This is a genomic window from Idiomarina ramblicola (genome assembly GCF_003987255.1).
Classification (GTDB): Bacteria; Pseudomonadota; Gammaproteobacteria; order Enterobacterales; family Alteromonadaceae; genus Idiomarina; species Idiomarina ramblicola.
In genome coordinates this window covers 148,910-163,782 of record NZ_PIQC01000005.1, presented here as the reverse complement: position 1 = coordinate 163,782, position 14,873 = coordinate 148,910, and the positions used below count along the sequence as shown (strand labels likewise).

13 protein-coding genes and 1 pseudogene are annotated in these 14,873 nt (G+C 46.3%); 11 read left to right on the top strand and 3 right to left on the bottom strand.

What is annotated here, in order from left to right; all coding sequences use genetic code 11:
• Position 1 precedes the first annotated feature (1 nt).
• Positions 2-862: a 4-(cytidine 5'-diphospho)-2-C-methyl-D-erythritol kinase gene (gene ispE / locus CWI78_RS08180; protein WP_126782028.1), complete on the bottom strand. Its 861-nt coding sequence runs from the start codon at positions 860-862 to the stop codon at positions 2-4.
• Positions 844-1,479 (bottom strand): lipoprotein insertase outer membrane protein LolB, encoded by a 636-nt coding sequence (lolB, locus tag CWI78_RS08175; RefSeq protein ID WP_126782026.1) that lies wholly within the window; start codon positions 1,477-1,479, stop codon positions 844-846. The genes ispE and lolB overlap by 19 nt, the downstream gene beginning before the upstream one ends.
• 132 nt (positions 1,480-1,611) lie before the next feature.
• Here lolB and hemA point away from each other — a divergent pair, with 132 nt between their 5' ends.
• The 11 genes and pseudogenes from hemA to CWI78_RS08125 all read left to right on the top strand — a co-directional run bounded on the left by hemA (position 1,612) and on the right by CWI78_RS08125 (position 13,482).
• Positions 1,612-2,883, top strand: a complete 1,272-nt coding sequence (gene hemA, locus CWI78_RS08170) for a glutamyl-tRNA reductase (protein ID WP_126782023.1) — start codon at positions 1,612-1,614, stop codon at positions 2,881-2,883.
• 3 nt (positions 2,884-2,886) lie between these two features.
• The gene (gene prfA / locus CWI78_RS08165) at positions 2,887-3,981 is read left to right on the top strand and encodes a peptide chain release factor 1 (protein WP_420809840.1); all 1,095 of its coding nucleotides are present in this window, start codon (positions 2,887-2,889) and stop codon (positions 3,979-3,981) included.
• Positions 3,978-4,823 (top strand): peptide chain release factor N(5)-glutamine methyltransferase, encoded by an 846-nt coding sequence (gene prmC, locus CWI78_RS08160; protein WP_126782021.1) that lies wholly within the window; start codon positions 3,978-3,980, stop codon positions 4,821-4,823. The genes prfA and prmC overlap by 4 nt, the downstream gene beginning before the upstream one ends.
• Positions 4,824-4,825: 2 nt before the next feature.
• Positions 4,826-6,298 carry a DUF3369 domain-containing protein gene (locus tag CWI78_RS08155; protein WP_126782019.1) on the top strand — a complete coding sequence of 491 codons (1,473 nt, stop codon included), beginning with the start codon at positions 4,826-4,828 and terminating at the stop codon, positions 6,296-6,298.
• A 21-nt stretch (positions 6,299-6,319) separates the two neighbouring features.
• A complete protein-coding gene (locus CWI78_RS08150; protein WP_126782018.1) occupies positions 6,320-6,694 on the top strand; it encodes a SirB2 family protein in 375 nt (124 codons plus the stop codon).
• A 15-nt stretch (positions 6,695-6,709) separates the two neighbouring features.
• Entirely contained in the window at positions 6,710-7,981 is a 1,272-nt protein-coding gene (locus tag CWI78_RS08145) for a DUF819 family protein (RefSeq protein ID WP_126782016.1), read from the top strand.
• Between the two features lie 15 nt (positions 7,982-7,996).
• Positions 7,997-8,839, top strand: a complete 843-nt coding sequence (kdsA, locus tag CWI78_RS08140; protein WP_420809839.1) for a 3-deoxy-8-phosphooctulonate synthase — start codon at positions 7,997-7,999, stop codon at positions 8,837-8,839.
• Between the two features lie 4 nt (positions 8,840-8,843).
• Entirely contained in the window at positions 8,844-10,337 is a 1,494-nt protein-coding gene (locus CWI78_RS08135; RefSeq protein ID WP_244213099.1) for a TrkH family potassium uptake protein, read from the top strand.
• A gap of 115 nt (positions 10,338-10,452) precedes the next feature.
• Positions 10,453-10,611 (top strand): annotated as a pseudogene (locus CWI78_RS12960) (TetR/AcrR family transcriptional regulator); the annotation flags it as partial.
• Positions 10,612-10,623: 12 nt separating this feature from the next.
• Positions 10,624-11,079: a TetR family transcriptional regulator gene (locus CWI78_RS08130; RefSeq protein ID WP_244213103.1), complete on the top strand. Its 456-nt coding sequence runs from the start codon at positions 10,624-10,626 to the stop codon at positions 11,077-11,079.
• A gap of 63 nt (positions 11,080-11,142) precedes the next feature.
• A complete protein-coding gene (locus CWI78_RS08125; protein ID WP_126782010.1) occupies positions 11,143-13,482 on the top strand; it encodes an acyl-CoA dehydrogenase in 2,340 nt (779 codons plus the stop codon).
• A 20-nt stretch (positions 13,483-13,502) separates the two neighbouring features.
• Here the strand turns inward: CWI78_RS08125 and CWI78_RS08120 are convergent, their stop codons facing one another.
• Positions 13,503-14,852 carry a S41 family peptidase gene (locus CWI78_RS08120; protein ID WP_126782008.1) on the bottom strand — a complete coding sequence of 450 codons (1,350 nt, stop codon included), beginning with the start codon at positions 14,850-14,852 and terminating at the stop codon, positions 13,503-13,505.
• Positions 14,853-14,873: the final 21 nt, after the last annotated feature.

The following is a 14,873-nucleotide window of genomic DNA, read 5'->3' as shown; positions in this document are numbered from 1 at the left end:
TTTATTGGGTTAATGTCTGGATAAGTGGTGAACGGTTCTGGCCCTGAGCGATAAATGAGCTAAGCCCTTTAGGGACATGCTGTTGCGCTTCCTTTGCGGCTTGTCTTGTTTCAAACGTTGAAAAAAGACATGCTCCACTGCCAGTGAGCCGAGTCGGTGCGTATTCTAGCAAGGCACGGCGTAACATAGCAACTTCAGGATACAAATCGCAAACCACAGGCTCAAATGCATTAGAGGTTGTTTTATTAAGCCAGTTATCCGCGGTTACCGGGGCGCTGTCCCGCTGTAATTCGGGGTGAGAGAATAATGCCGCGGTGCTAATCGAAACCTCAGGTTTAACAATTAAATACCATGGAGTCGGTGGTGATATATCAGTAAAAATATCGCCAATACCTTCAGCGAAGCAAGCTTTTCCGTGAATGAATACGGGCACGTCGGCTCCCAACTTTGTTCCTATAGCCTGCAGCTCCGTATGAGTCAGATGACCACCCCACAGCTGGTTGAGCCCAACTAAAGTGGTCGCGGCATCGGATGAGCCACCGCCAAGCCCGGCCCCTTGAGGGAGCTTTTTAATTAACTCAATAGTACAGCCGGGCAGTTGAGTCACCCCTTTGCTGTGATACGCATCTTGAAGTTTTATTAACGCTTTCCACACCAAGTTATCTTGGTTAGGAATATGACTGCTTTTATCGGCTAAATTGAAATCGCCATCATCATTGGGATGAAACTTAAGAGTATCGCCATAATCCAGAAACTGGAAAACGGTTTGTAAGTTGTGATAACCGTCGGCCCGGCGACCGACAATGTGTAAAAATAGATTCAATTTCGCCGGAGCAGGAAGCGTCAGTGTGTTAACTGCCATTGATTCACTTGCACCTTTATTAGAAGAGCGGGGTTTTCTATGTGGACTTGTCCCGGCAGGAGGGGGACTTGACTGCTCTCCTGATTGTAAAACCAGTTAAGCTGCCAGTTTTGTTCCTGGTTCTGTACGTTTGCCTGGGCCAGCGTGCCATCTTTATGGTAACTAAGAGACTCTAATGTGGTGGTCTTTCGGCCCAAAACCCAATGATGTAATTGCTCAAACGGAACCGAGGCACCTAATAAGCGATACAGTAAGGCGTCGGCAGAGGGAGCCCAGCGCTCTTGATCATCAGAATCGACGAGTAAAGCGCCGCTATCATCAATGGTCAATTTTGCTAACTGGCCTTTTAAAGGATGAGAAAACCGAATGATTTGCTGGTGCGGCAAGTAGCGCCAGTTAATATAAAAACTGTCTCTCTCTTCTTTTTCCTTTTGGATAATAGCCATACGACCGCTTAATGACCATTGTTGTAACTGCTCAAGCTTCTGCTGATGAGAGTTGACCACACTTTGGTTTACTTCGGTGCTCCTGGCTTGTTCTGACGGAGTGGGCAGGGCACAACCGGTTAACGATGTTATGACAACAAAATAAACCCAGAAAATTCGACGTTGAATCATATTTCTCTATTGGCGCAATCGGAATGACAGTAGTTGACCAGAAAGCGCTGTGACTTTCAATGACTAAGGCTTTCACGTACAATCGGACAACTTAGATTTTGGCCGCGTTGGGATAACGAGTTTCACAGTCAGATGACCATTTCAGCTCTTGGAATTAACCATAAAACAGCATCGGTAGATTTGCGTGAGCAAGTCGCGTTTAGTGCTGAACAGCTAGACACCGCACTGCAAGCCGTATGTCATCTTCAAGGGGTTGAGGAAGCGGTTATTGTTTCTACCTGTAACCGCACAGAGCTCTATTGTCGCGGTGATGTTTCTGGTGATTTATTACTCGGCTGGCTTACTGGTTTTCACAGTTTGGCACCGGATGCACTCGAAAATCATCATTATCTCTTCCAAAATGAACAAGCCATTACTCACCTGATGTCGGTTGCCAGTGGTTTAGACTCTCTGGTTTTAGGCGAGCCGCAAATTTTAGGGCAGGTAAAACAAGCTTATCAGGCAGCTAAACGTCAAGCTTCTGTTGGCGGTATTTTGGAACGCTTATTTCAACAAACCTTTCGGGTCGCAAAAACGGTAAGAAATGAAACCGCGGTGGGTCAGAATGCCGTTTCGGTAGCTTACGCTGCTGTTTCTATGGCCCGTCATATTTTTGCTAATTTAAATAAATCAAAGGTTCTGCTAATTGGTGCAGGGGATACTTCCGAGCTGGTTGCACAACATTTGAAACAGCAAGGTGTGACTGAGCTTATTGTTGCTAACCGCACCTTGCAACGCGCGCGCGAGATGGCTGACAGGGTTGGCGCGACAGCTCATAGTTTATCCGAACTGTCGGAGCTACTACCTCAGGCTGACATTGTTGTCAGTTCAACCGCTAGTACCTTACCTATAGTAGGGAAGGGCAGTATTGAAAAAGCGCTGAAGAAGCGTCGTCACAGGCCCATGCTGCTAATAGACTTAGCGGTTCCAAGAGATATCGAAGAGCAGGTTAATGAACTTGATGACGCCTACCTTTATACCGTTGATGATTTACAGAGCATCATTAGCGAGAATATTCGAAATCGAGAGCAGGCCGCACGTGAAGCTCAGGTTATTATTCAGCAACAGACACAAGAGTTTAATGACTGGCTGAAATCTCTTAATAGCGTGGAGTTGGTGCGAGAGTATCGTACACATACAAGAACGTTAGCTGATGAACAGCTGAAAAAAGCGCTAGCGCAGCTTGAGCAAGGTAAGGATCCTGCCGAGGTCTTACAGAAGTTCAGTCATAGGCTGGTACAGCAGTTAACGCACAAACCGACACACTTATTGAAATCTGCCGGCGAAAATAACGATCAATATACGCTGGCCGTTTTGCAACAACTTTGGTCAGAGCCATCCTCTGACTCATCAAAAGGCAAATAAAACATGTTGAATCCATCCATTGAACGCAAACTAGAAGGGTTAGTTGAGCGTTATCAGGAAGTGCAGGCTTTATTGGGTGAGCCCGATGTGATCAGTGATCAAAACCGTTTCCGCTCATTGTCGCGAGAGTACTCTCAATTAGAAGAAGTGGTTGGTTGCTTTGAAGAGTATCGCCAGAATCAGGACAATCAGGCGGCCGCAAAAGATATGGCTGAAGATGATGATGCTGAAATGCGTGAAATGGCGGAAGAAGAGCTAAAAGAAGCAAAAAAAGCCGAAGAAGAGCTGGAAAATCGCCTGCAACTTTTATTGTTACCTAAAGACCCGAACGACGACCGCTCATGCTATTTGGAAATTCGTGCCGGTGCGGGTGGTGACGAAGCGTCAATATTCGCCGGCGATTTATTCCGTATGTATAGCCGCTACGCTGAAAAAAATGGCTGGAAGGTCAATATTGTCAGCGCTAGTGAAGGTGAGCATGGTGGTTATAAAGAAATTATCGCACACATGAGCGGCGAGGGTGTTTACGGACGCATGAAGTTTGAGTCTGGCGGTCACCGGGTACAGCGTGTTCCTGAAACCGAATCACAGGGGCGTATTCATACCTCCGCCTGTACTGTTGCCGTGTTGCCGGAAATTCCAGAAGCCGAAGCCGTTGAAATTAACCCGGCGGACTTACGTGTTGATACTTATCGTGCTTCAGGCGCTGGTGGTCAGCATGTAAACCGTACCGATTCTGCTATTCGTCTTACCCACATACCAACTGGTGTGGTGGTTGAGTGTCAGGAAGAGCGCTCGCAACATAAAAACCGGGCTAAAGCGATGTCGGTTTTACAGGCAAGAATACAACGTCTGGAAGATGAAAAGCGTCAAGCTGAAGAAGATAGCACGCGTCGAAACTTAGTGGGCAGTGGTGATCGTTCTGAGCGTATTCGTACCTATAATTATCCACAAAGTCGGGTCACTGATCATCGTATCAATCTGACATTATACAGGTTGGACGAAGTGTTAACTGGCGATATTGATCTCATATTGGATGCGATTATTACAGAGCATCAGGCCGATCAGCTGGCGGCCTTATCTGAAGGGCAACAATGACGCTTCAGCAAGCGATAACTTGGGGGCGACAGCAGTTAAGTCAAAGTGAAGACGTTAATGCTGATGTCTCGGCTTTAATTTGTCATGTGTTGGATAAAGACAAAGCCTACTTGCTGACCTGGCCTGAAAGGCAATTAACAGAAGAGCAGCAAAAGCTGTATCAGGATTGCATCGTTGCGCGTAAGCAAGGTCGACCAGTCGCCCATATAATCGGTTGCCGTGAATTTTGGTCGCTGATGCTCGAGGTGAATGACAGTACATTGATCCCTCGGCCAGATACCGAAACCCTGGTTGAAGTGGCGCTGGGCCTGGAGCTCCCCGCCAATGCGAAAGTACTGGATTTAGGCACTGGCACAGGCGCCATTGCGTTGGCGTTAAAATCAGAACGTCCTGGCTGGCAGATAATGGCTTGTGACAACAATGAGCAAGCCGTGGACTTGGCCCGCCGTAATAGTCAAAATTTAGGCTTAGATGTTGAAATTTTGTGCAGTAGTTGGTTCCAATCTGTGCCAAAGTCTTCTAAGTTTGACTTAATTCTATCGAACCCACCTTACATTGATGCAGCCGATCCACATCTGGTTACAGGCGATGTTAGATTTGAGCCTCACTCGGCTTTAATTGCAGAAAATAAAGGGTTAGCCGATATAGAGACTATTATAAAAGAAGCTAAAGACTATTTGGCTGACCAGGGTTGGTTGTTACTTGAGCAAGGATGGCAGCAAGCAGATAGCGTGGTTGAGCTACTGTTTAAAAGTGGTTATAAAAAGGTTAACCGTTGGCAGGATTATGCTAGGGTAGAACGAGTTACCGGTGGGACGAAAGTCAGGGCGGAGAGAGAATAATAATGAGCAATCAGTTTATGTTTGCTGACGAAGCCAGCCAGCAAACCACAAAATTACCGACAGAATACTGGAAAATCCTGATTGTCGATGACGAACCAGAGGTGCATGCCGTAACCAAACTGGCACTTAATGACTTTAATTTTTTAGGTCGTGGTTTAAAGTTTTACAGTGCTTTCTCTGGTGAAGAGGCAAAGCAACTCATTGATGAACACCCTGATGCGGCAATACTATTACTGGATGTCGTCATGGAAACTGATGACGCTGGTTTGCAGGTTGCTCGTTATATTCGCGAAAAAGCGGATAATCATTTTACCCGAATTATTCTGCGAACTGGGCAGCCGGGTCAGGCGCCAGAGCGCACCGTTATCGTTAATTACGACATTAACGACTACAAATCGAAAACCGAACTTACCGCGCAAAAACTCTTTACTGCCGTAATGTCGTCGTTGCGCTCATACCGCGATATTATGTCGATTGATCAGAGCCGGCACGGGCTTGAAAAAATCATATCAGCCTCAGCAAACTTGTACGCTTTACAGCCAATGAATAGTTTTGTTGATGGGCTAGTTCAGCAATTGAGCTGGGTTATTGGTGGCGCCAAACAAACCTTGTATGCAACCTCAAACGAGGACGGTTCCACTTATAAAGTACTGGCTGCACACGGCGAAGACTCTAAAGTGTGTGTGGGTCAGACATTACGTTCAGTGATCCCTTCAAAAGCTCTGTCTGAACTGGAGCATATTATTGCTAATCATGGTTCCTATTATGGTGATGATTTCGTGCTCTTATATTGCCGAAGTCATTGTCGGGCACACGGTTCCGTGCTATTTATCGGTGGCTTGTCACGGTCGCTAACGGCTGACGATCACCATGTTTTGCAGCTGTTTTCGGAAAATGTTCAGCTAGCACAGGATAATGTCGTCTGTCTGGAAGATTCCGATCAATTTTTGGCGCGTTTGGCCGATCAATTAATGCTTCATCATGCGAGTCATTTTAATGCCGTTATTGAGCAGAATAGTGAGGTTCGTTTAGCTTACGCTGTAGCTCAACGAGTGACGGCAGACAATGCGGAGACCACGGCGTTGGCCTGGTCTTTGTTCGCACAGGCTCGACCTTTACTGAACTGTGCCTCAGACGCAGCTGCAGCAGTGGAAACCACATGCCAGCAAAGAGTAGCCCGCTCATTAAGAGCATTAGCTCATGGTGAGCATGAAGCAACACAAAGCGCACACCGGGCGTTAATTGAAAGATTGGAACGTTGGGATGGATTGGGTTTGCCAGAAGGTAAGCAAGGTTCTGATATAGCCATCAGTACCCAGACTTTGCTGTTGACTGAACAACTGCTGGATTGGTGGGAAAGTGGCATCAGCGATGATGACATTGCTGTACGCTTAAACGATGAAAGAGGCCGTTATTATTCACCTAAATTCCTTGATGTAGTGATAAAATCCCTGCCTGAATTAAGAACTATTTAATTAAATTATAAGAGGTTACTTGTGTACACTGCTTTTAAACACTTGCATGTATTGTTCGTGCTAATTTCGATTAGCCTGTTTTTATTTCGTTTTGTACTTCAGCTTCGTGACTCACCTCTATTAAAGAAGAAGTGGTTAAAAATAGTGCCTCACGTTAACGATACACTGCTATTGCTCAGTGCGGTCGGTATTATGGTGACCTTAAGTATGTATCCAATTCAGGTTCCCTGGCTAACTGATAAAGTAATCGGGCTTATTGCTTATATCGGTTTTGGCGTATTGGCTATGAAAGGGAAAACCGCCGGAGCGCGCTGGCTGGGTTTTATCGGCGCGTTGGGGTGGATTGCCTTCCTGCTGCACGTCGCAATGTCAAAACAAGCACTTATTGCCGGTTAATTTAAAGGATTACCTATGTTAGCGCCTGAGTCTGTTGTTTCGGAAACGAATGCCTTAATCACTAACGATGGGGTCGTTGCCGGCTTACTATTCGCCATTCTTGGTTTTGTATTTTATACCAATAGCAGTGATCATCCGTTTTTCAAGAAGTTCTACCGCTTTGTTCCTGCTTTATTGCTTTGTTACTTTTTACCGTCGTTGCTGAATACTTTTGGCATCGTTGACGGGAATCAAACGGCAGTAACGGATATTGCAATGGATTATCTGTTACCGGCCTGTATGGTATTGCTCACCTTAAGCCTCGATTTGAAAGCCATTATGGGTCTTGGGTCAAAAGCTCTGATCTTATTTTTAACTGGTACTTTCGGTATTGTCATTGGTGGCCCAATAGCCTTGTTATTGGTGTCTGCGATATTCCCTGACATGTTGGGTGGTGCAGGACCGGACGCTGTCTGGCGGGGAATGACAACCGTTGCCGGAAGCTGGATTGGCGGTGGCGCCAATCAGGCCGCAATGAAAGAAGTGTATGAAGTGGGTGGTGATATTTTCTCAGCCATGGTGACCGTGGATATTATTGTTGCCAACTTATGGATGGCCGTGCTGCTTTATATGGCCGCAAACGCTAAAAAAATTGATGCACGTACCGGCGCTGACACATCGGCTATCGACAATATCCGCCACAAAGTAGAGCGGTATGAAGCAGAACATGTCAGAAACCCCAGCCTGCGTGATTTAATGCTCATTCTGGCTATCGGTTTTGGTGTTGCTGGTTTAGCGCATTTATTAGCGGACTGGATTGCGCCCGCCATTGCGACTCACTATCCAGCATTAAGTAAGTTTAGTCTTGATAGCTTATTCTTTTGGGTCATTGTGCTGGCCACTGCCGGTGGTATAGCGCTGTCCTTTACCCGGGCACGGTCAATGGAAGCCGCTGGTGCTTCAAAAATAGGCTCAGTGTTTGTTTATGTGTTGGTTGCCAGTATCGGGCTGCATATGGATGTGACAAAAATTGTAGAGGCGCCTAAGTACTTCTTAATCGGTGCTATCTGGATGATGATTCATGCAGGGCTGATGTTATTAGTGGCAAAACTGCTTCGTGCGCCGGTGTTCTATATGGCCGTTGGTAGCCAGGCGAATGTGGGTGGCGCAGCGTCGGCACCGGTTGTCGCTTCGGCATTCCATCCTTCTTTAGCACCGGTTGGGGTATTATTAGCGGTTATGGGCTATGCGCTTGGAACTTATATGGCGTACTTTGCTGGCCAGATTCTAAGAGTTGTCGGTAGCTAACCGCGGGAGTTGATGATGATTAAAGATTTGCAGCTTGGCGACATTCAAATAGCCAATGATAAACCCTTTGTTTTGTTTGGCGGCATGAATGTACTGGAATCTCGTGATTTAGCCCTGAGGATTGCTGAACATTATGTGGAAGTTACCAATAAGCTTGGCATACCGTACGTGTTTAAAGCGTCCTTTGATAAGGCCAATCGGTCATCCATTCACTCTTTCCGTGGGCCAGGCCTGGAAGAAGGATTACGCATTTTTGAAGAGGTGAAACAGCAGTTTAATGTACCTCTTATTACCGATGTACACGAGCCGCATCAAGCTGCTCCGGTAGCGGAAGTGGTCGATGTACTGCAACTCCCTGCGTTCCTTGCTCGACAGACTGATTTAGTGGTTGCTATGGCGAAAACAGGCGCTATGGTCAATATTAAAAAACCACAGTTTCTTGCACCGCAGGAAATGAAGCATATCATTAAAAAATTTGCTGAAGCGGGTAACGATAAATTGATGCTGTGCGAACGCGGTTCCAGCTTTGGTTACAATAATTTGATTGTTGATATGCTTGGCATGGATGAAATGAAACCGATGGCCCCGGTTATTTTTGATGCAACTCATGCTTTACAAAGGCCTGGCGGTAGAGCCGATTCTGCTGATGGACGCAGGGCCCAGGCCGCGCAACTGGCGCGCTCTGGTATGTCGCTGGGTATTGCCGGCTTGTTTATTGAAGCACATCCGAATCCTGATGAAGCGAAATGTGATGGTCCGTGTGCGTTGCCTTTGCATGCACTGGAACCGTATTTGCAGCAAATGAAAGCAATTGACGATTTGGTTAAGTCATTTGCACCTTTAGATACATCTAACTGACACTATGTCACTGCAAGCAAATCAATCATTGGGCCAAACACCACTCGATAGCCGGCAGGCAATTAAGTTATTGCTCAAGGCGGTGGGTGGTCTTATTGCTTTGCTTTCGATTGCGCTTTTAGCACCATTTGTGATGGCTGTGGTAAATGGTGAAAAAGAGCAATGGACTTACCTTACCCTGTCTATTTTGGGGTTAGTCGTTGGTCTTCTGCTATTTTTGCAGCCGGTTGGCGATGCCAAACTACGAGCACGACAAGTGTTCTTGCTAACCTCATTGTGTTGGATTTCTGCCAGCTTGTTTGCAACCTTGCCCTTTATTTTTGCTCAGCCGTATATGGATTTTTCCAGTGCCTGGTTTGAGTCCATGTCTGCCATTACGACCACCGGCGCGACGGTGATTTCAGGGTTGGACGATTTACCTGCCAGCGTTTTACTGTGGCGAGCCATGCTGCAGTGGTTAGGTGGTATTGGAATTATCGTTATGGCCATGGCCATTTTGCCGTTCCTGCAAGTGGGTGGTATGCGTCTGTTCCAGGCGGAATCGTCAGACATGTCCGGAAAGTTCATGCCACGCTCAAGCCATATGGTGATGGCAATAGGGCGAGTTTACCTCATACTGACAGCTGCTGTTGTCGGTTTGTATTTAGTGGGCGGAATGGGCAGTTTTGATGCTTTTGTTCACGGTATGACAACCATTGGTACTGCGGGTTTCTCAAATTACGATGCGTCTTTTGGGCACTTTTCTGATACGCCCTTTTTGATTATTACCGGTACCATTTTTATGGTTGCCGGGGCATTACCTTTTGTGCTCTATATCCGCTTGCTAAAAAGAGATTTTGAACCGCTGTGGAAGGATACTCAGGTACGCGCTTTCGTGACCTTTCTGATTATTGCTATTGCGTTGATTACGTTGGTGCAGATAGTTAAAGGCCGCGAATTCGGTGATGCGTTAATGCACACGGCTTTTAACGTGGTTTCGGTGGTAACAACAACGGGGTACGCGACCGAAGATTACGGCAGTTGGGGAAGCTGGTCGTTAATGGTTTTCTTCTATTTAATGTTTATTGGTGGTTGTACCGGTTCAACTTCCGGTGGTATGAAAATTTTCCGTTTCCAATTGTCTCAACTGCTACTGAGAAAACAGTTTAGTCAATTAATTCATCCTAATCTGGTGAGTGTGCAAACTTATCAAGATCGTCGGGTAAATGACTCTTTATTGGGGTCAATGGTTGCGTTCTGCTTTATGTATTTTCTGCTAATAGCCGTTATTGCTTTAGGGTTGTCGCTATTTGATCTCGACTTTTTAACGGCAATATCCGGAGCGGCCTCCGCAGTGGGTAATGTGGGTCCGGGTCTCGGTGAGATCATTGGACCGGCGGGTAACTTTTCGAGCCTTGATTCAGGCGCTAAATTACTGTTAATTTTTGCCATGTTAGCAGGTCGTCTGGAAATTATGACGGTACTTATCTTGTTCCACCGCCATTACTGGCGCCATTAAGTTCTATACATTTAAGTTTACGCTGTTAATGGAAATTAAATTCAGCGAACACTTGCACGCTGAAACGACATGAATTAGATTAAACGCATGTTTAAATCATGCGTTTATTTATTACATGACAGCACGCATTTCAACTCAAAAGAAAATACTAAATGCCGCCGAGACGCTCTTTTCCCGCGATGGGTTTGAGCAGACCTCTTTACGGCAGATCACGCAGGAGGCAGGAGTTAACCTTGCTTCTGTTAATTACCACTTTGGCTCAAAGAAGGCGCTTATACAGGCTGTTATGGCTCGCTATTTAGTTGTTTTTATGCCGGTACTGGAGGAACAGTTACAGCTGGCAGAACAACAGAGTGAGCTGAAAACAGAAGAGCTGTTTAAGCGCTTCAAAATACCCTTAGCGAAGTTAACCGAGGTCAATAAACACGGCCCGGATATATTTTTAAGGTTGCTGGGTTTTGCGTACTCAGAAATTCAGGGGCACTTGCGCAAATACACCCAGCAAGAATTCGGTGGTGTATTGCAGCACTTGTTGGCTTTACTAAAACGAGCCAATCCTCATTTGAGTGAGCAACAAATGTTCTGGCGTCTACACTTTATTTTAGGAGCGGCTGTTTTTGCTCAGGTATCTGGGCAGGCGCTGATAGAAATTGCGCAGGCGGAATTTAATCAGAAAGTCAACGCGCAGGATGTCATTGATCATTTGATTCCTTTTGTTTCGGGCGGGCTCGAAGAGGCGTAAAGAGACTGTCGTGAGTTCGAGATTTGACTACACTTTTATTGTGATGGTGCACTGGAGATAACCATGGAAATTATTATTCTGTTAGTGGTTTTAGTGGTACTGGTGTTTGCAGTCGGAGATATCCGCCGCAGCCTGGTGACTAAACCTGTATTTGCTATTTTTAAGCGCATTTTGCCACCCATGTCCGACACGGAACGTGAAGCCATGGAAGCGGGGGACGTTTGGTGGGATGGAGAACTGTTTAGTGGTCGTCCGGACTGGCAAAAGCTGCTGGATGTACCTGAACCGAAATTGACACGAGACGAGCAAGCTTTTGTTGATAATCAATTAGCGAAGCTAATGGATATGTTGGATGATTTTAAAATTGTTCAACAGGATCGCGATTTACCCAAGCCCGTTTGGGACTATCTTCGTAAAGAGCACTTCTTTGCGATGATTATTGGTAAAGACTACGGTGGGCTTGATTTCTCACCAGCGGCAAACTCCTACATTGTTTCTCGCATTGCTAGCCGCTCTATTAGCGCTGCTGTGTCTGTCATGGTTCCGAACTCTTTAGGTCCGGGCGAGTTATTAACGCATTATGGTACCAAAGAGCAAAAAGACTACTGGTTGCCGCGTCTTGCAGATGGAACCGATATTCCGTGTTTTGCCTTAACTGGGCCTGAAGCAGGCTCAGACGCTGGTGCTATTCCGGATGAAGGTATTATTTGTAAAGGCGAGCACGAAGGTGAAGAAGTTGTTGGTATTCGTCTTAACTGGTCTAAGCGTTATATCACCTTAGCCCCTTCAGCAACGGTGTTAGGTTTAGCGTTTAAACTCTACGATCCGGATGCCTTGTTAGGTAATAAAAAAGAAATTGGTATTACTTGTGCGTTAATCCCTACCTCGCATAAAGGCATTGAAATTGGCGATCGTCACTTTCCACTGAATCAGGCGTTTTTAAACGGTACAACCTTTGGTAAGGATGTTTTCATCCCGCTGAAGTGGATCATCGGTGGTTCGGACTATGCCGGTAAAGGCTGGCGTATGCTGGTTGAGTGCTTGTCAGCGGGGCGCGGTATTTCATTGCCCGCATTGGCAACAGCCTCAGGCCATGTCACGCAACGTATGACCGGTGCTTACGCCTATGTGCGTCAACAGTTTGGTATGCCAATAGGAATGTTTGAAGGCGTACAGGCATCAATGGGTAAAATTGGCGGCACCAATTACATTCTGGAATCAACACGCCGACTGACTATTTCTGCTTTGTGTCAGGGAGAAAGCCCATCGGTTGTTACGGCAATGACCAAGTACCATATGACAGAAATGGGTCGTGAAGTACTTGAGCACGCCATGGATATTCATGCCGGTAAAGGCATTCAATTAGGTCCGCATAACTATCTGGGCCACGCTTACATGGCGACGCCGGTTTCTATCACGGTTGAGGGTGCAAATATTCTGACTCGAAACCTGATGATATTTGGCCAGGGCGCAACGCGCTGCCACCCTTATGTGTTAAAAGAAATGCAGGCTGCGGCTAACCCAAATGAAGACGAAGGTATGCGCGAGTTTGACAGCCTGTTGCTTAAACACATCGGTTTTGCTGCAAGTAACGTGTTTGGCAGTTTATGGCTGGGCCTTACCGGTGCTCGCTTTGGTGAATCACCGGTAAGTGGTGAAACGGCTCACTATTACCGTAAGCTGGGTCGTATGAGCCGTGGTCTGGCATTGGCATCAGACATATCAATGCTGATGCTGGGTGGCGATTTAAAACGTAAAGAAATGATTTCAGCTCGTTTGGGTGATGTTTTAAGCCACCTGTACATGGCTTCTGCGGTACTGAAGCGATTTGAAGATGAAGGTCGTCAGGTAGCTGACCTGCCTTATGTTCATTACGCTCTGAAACATCACTTGCACACCATTGCTGATGCGTTTTATGGCTTCTTTGATAACTTTCCGAACCGCTTTATGGCGTGGACTATGCGGATATTAATTTTCCCTCTGGGCAATCACTTCAAAAAGCCGTCGGATGAAATTTTGCAGAACATCAGTACCAGCATGATGGAGCCAGGCGTTACTCGTGATCGCCACACTTTCTTGTGCTACTGGAAAGACAGCATCAGCGACGCTACCGGACACATGGAAAAAGCGTTTCTGTCTATGCTGGAAATGAAGCCGGTGTACAAAACGTTGCGGAAGGCGCAAAAACGTGGTGATTTATCATCAAATCTCAATGGTAAAGAACTGGCCGATGCGGCTCTGGAAAAAGGCTTGGTAGACAAAGAAACGGCCGTAAAACTGGCTGAAACCGAAGAGCTGCGTTTAACGGCTATAGGCGTTGACAGCTTTGCTCCGGGTATTATTGAAAATAATCAGTTTTACACGGCTAAAGGTGACATAAGAAAAGCGGCAGTTAGAGACTAACCGCCGCTTAACGGAGTCTCTTACTGAAGAGACTCTCGCTTATCTTTCATGTTATGAATAGGTTTCTCAAAAGAGCGCTCCAGAGCGCTCTTTTTCGTTTGTGCGCTTGCCGACGATTCGGCAGGGCAACTCCCTGTACTGATATAAGTGTTTGCCGCTGCAGTGAGTGGATCTTCAGAGCTCCCCCAGTCAGCAACAATTTCATCATCAACCGCACAGTTTGGTGCTATGCCGTCGTAATACTGGCCTTCGCCTTCTGAGTTTACGGTTTCAAAGTTAATGGCAAAGGTAACTTTATCGCATAACTCTTCTGGTTGTTGTCCTACCGGCTTACCACACGTTGGCTCCCCAATAGTAACGACTTTAATATGAGGATTTAGCGAGTTAATGATAATTTCTGACGATGAACAACTGCTGCCAGTGGTCAGCACGAAAACGCGATCTAAGTCGAGCTGTTCAACACCATCGACCAAATTAAAGGGTATGGTTTGGTTCATGTTACTGTTTTGCTCGTTAAAACGGTATTGCAAAAAGGTATTACCCTGAACATTAGTGCCGGCCGCCTGAGTGGCTACTTGGTTGGCGTAGCGGATCAAGCCACCACCGTTATAGCGAACATCAATCACTAAGTGGTTAATACCTTCGGCGGCAAACAGGTCAAAAGCATTATTTAAGTCATTGCCGGTACGATTAATAAAAGAATCCAGAGTAAAGTAACCAACGGTCTCGCCGTCTTGTTCATAAGTTTGCGCACCCATAACCGTATTGGTTTCTACTTCAACTTTACTCAGTAACTCTGTTTGCTCGGTACCGTCTGGCTTTTGCCAGGTAATTTCGCGGCTCAGGCCTTCTTCATTAGGGCCCAGCGCGTCATTAAATTCACCATTGGCAAGCAGTTCAGAAACCGCTACACCTTCAATAGCAATAAGTTCATCTGCGCGGTCAATGCCTGCGGCATCGGCAGGGGAGTCGTCATAGACAAAACGAAACTTAACGCGGCTTTCACTAATTTGTTCCATAGAAAAGCCAAACCCAAAGTAAGTGGCGCTGACAAACAGCTGATCATATTCTTCTTCTGTCAGAATATAGCTGTAGGTGTCTTCTGGTACACGTAACTCTTCAAGAACCGCGTAAACATCGTCGAAGGCTTCGGGATCTAAACTGTCCTGTAATTGGTCAGCCCAAAAGTAGTCGTCTTTCATGTACTCGAAAAATTGCTCATTTTGGTCTTCAGCTGAGCAAAAAGCGTAATCATTACCGTTGTCGGTGCCGCCCGTGTTATCCGTTCCGCCGCTATCTGAACCCGAGCCGCCACAGGCCGCCAGAGCCAGAGTAATACCGATGCACAAAAGCGATTTTTCGAGTTTCATATCCCGTCTCTTTTTCTGTTG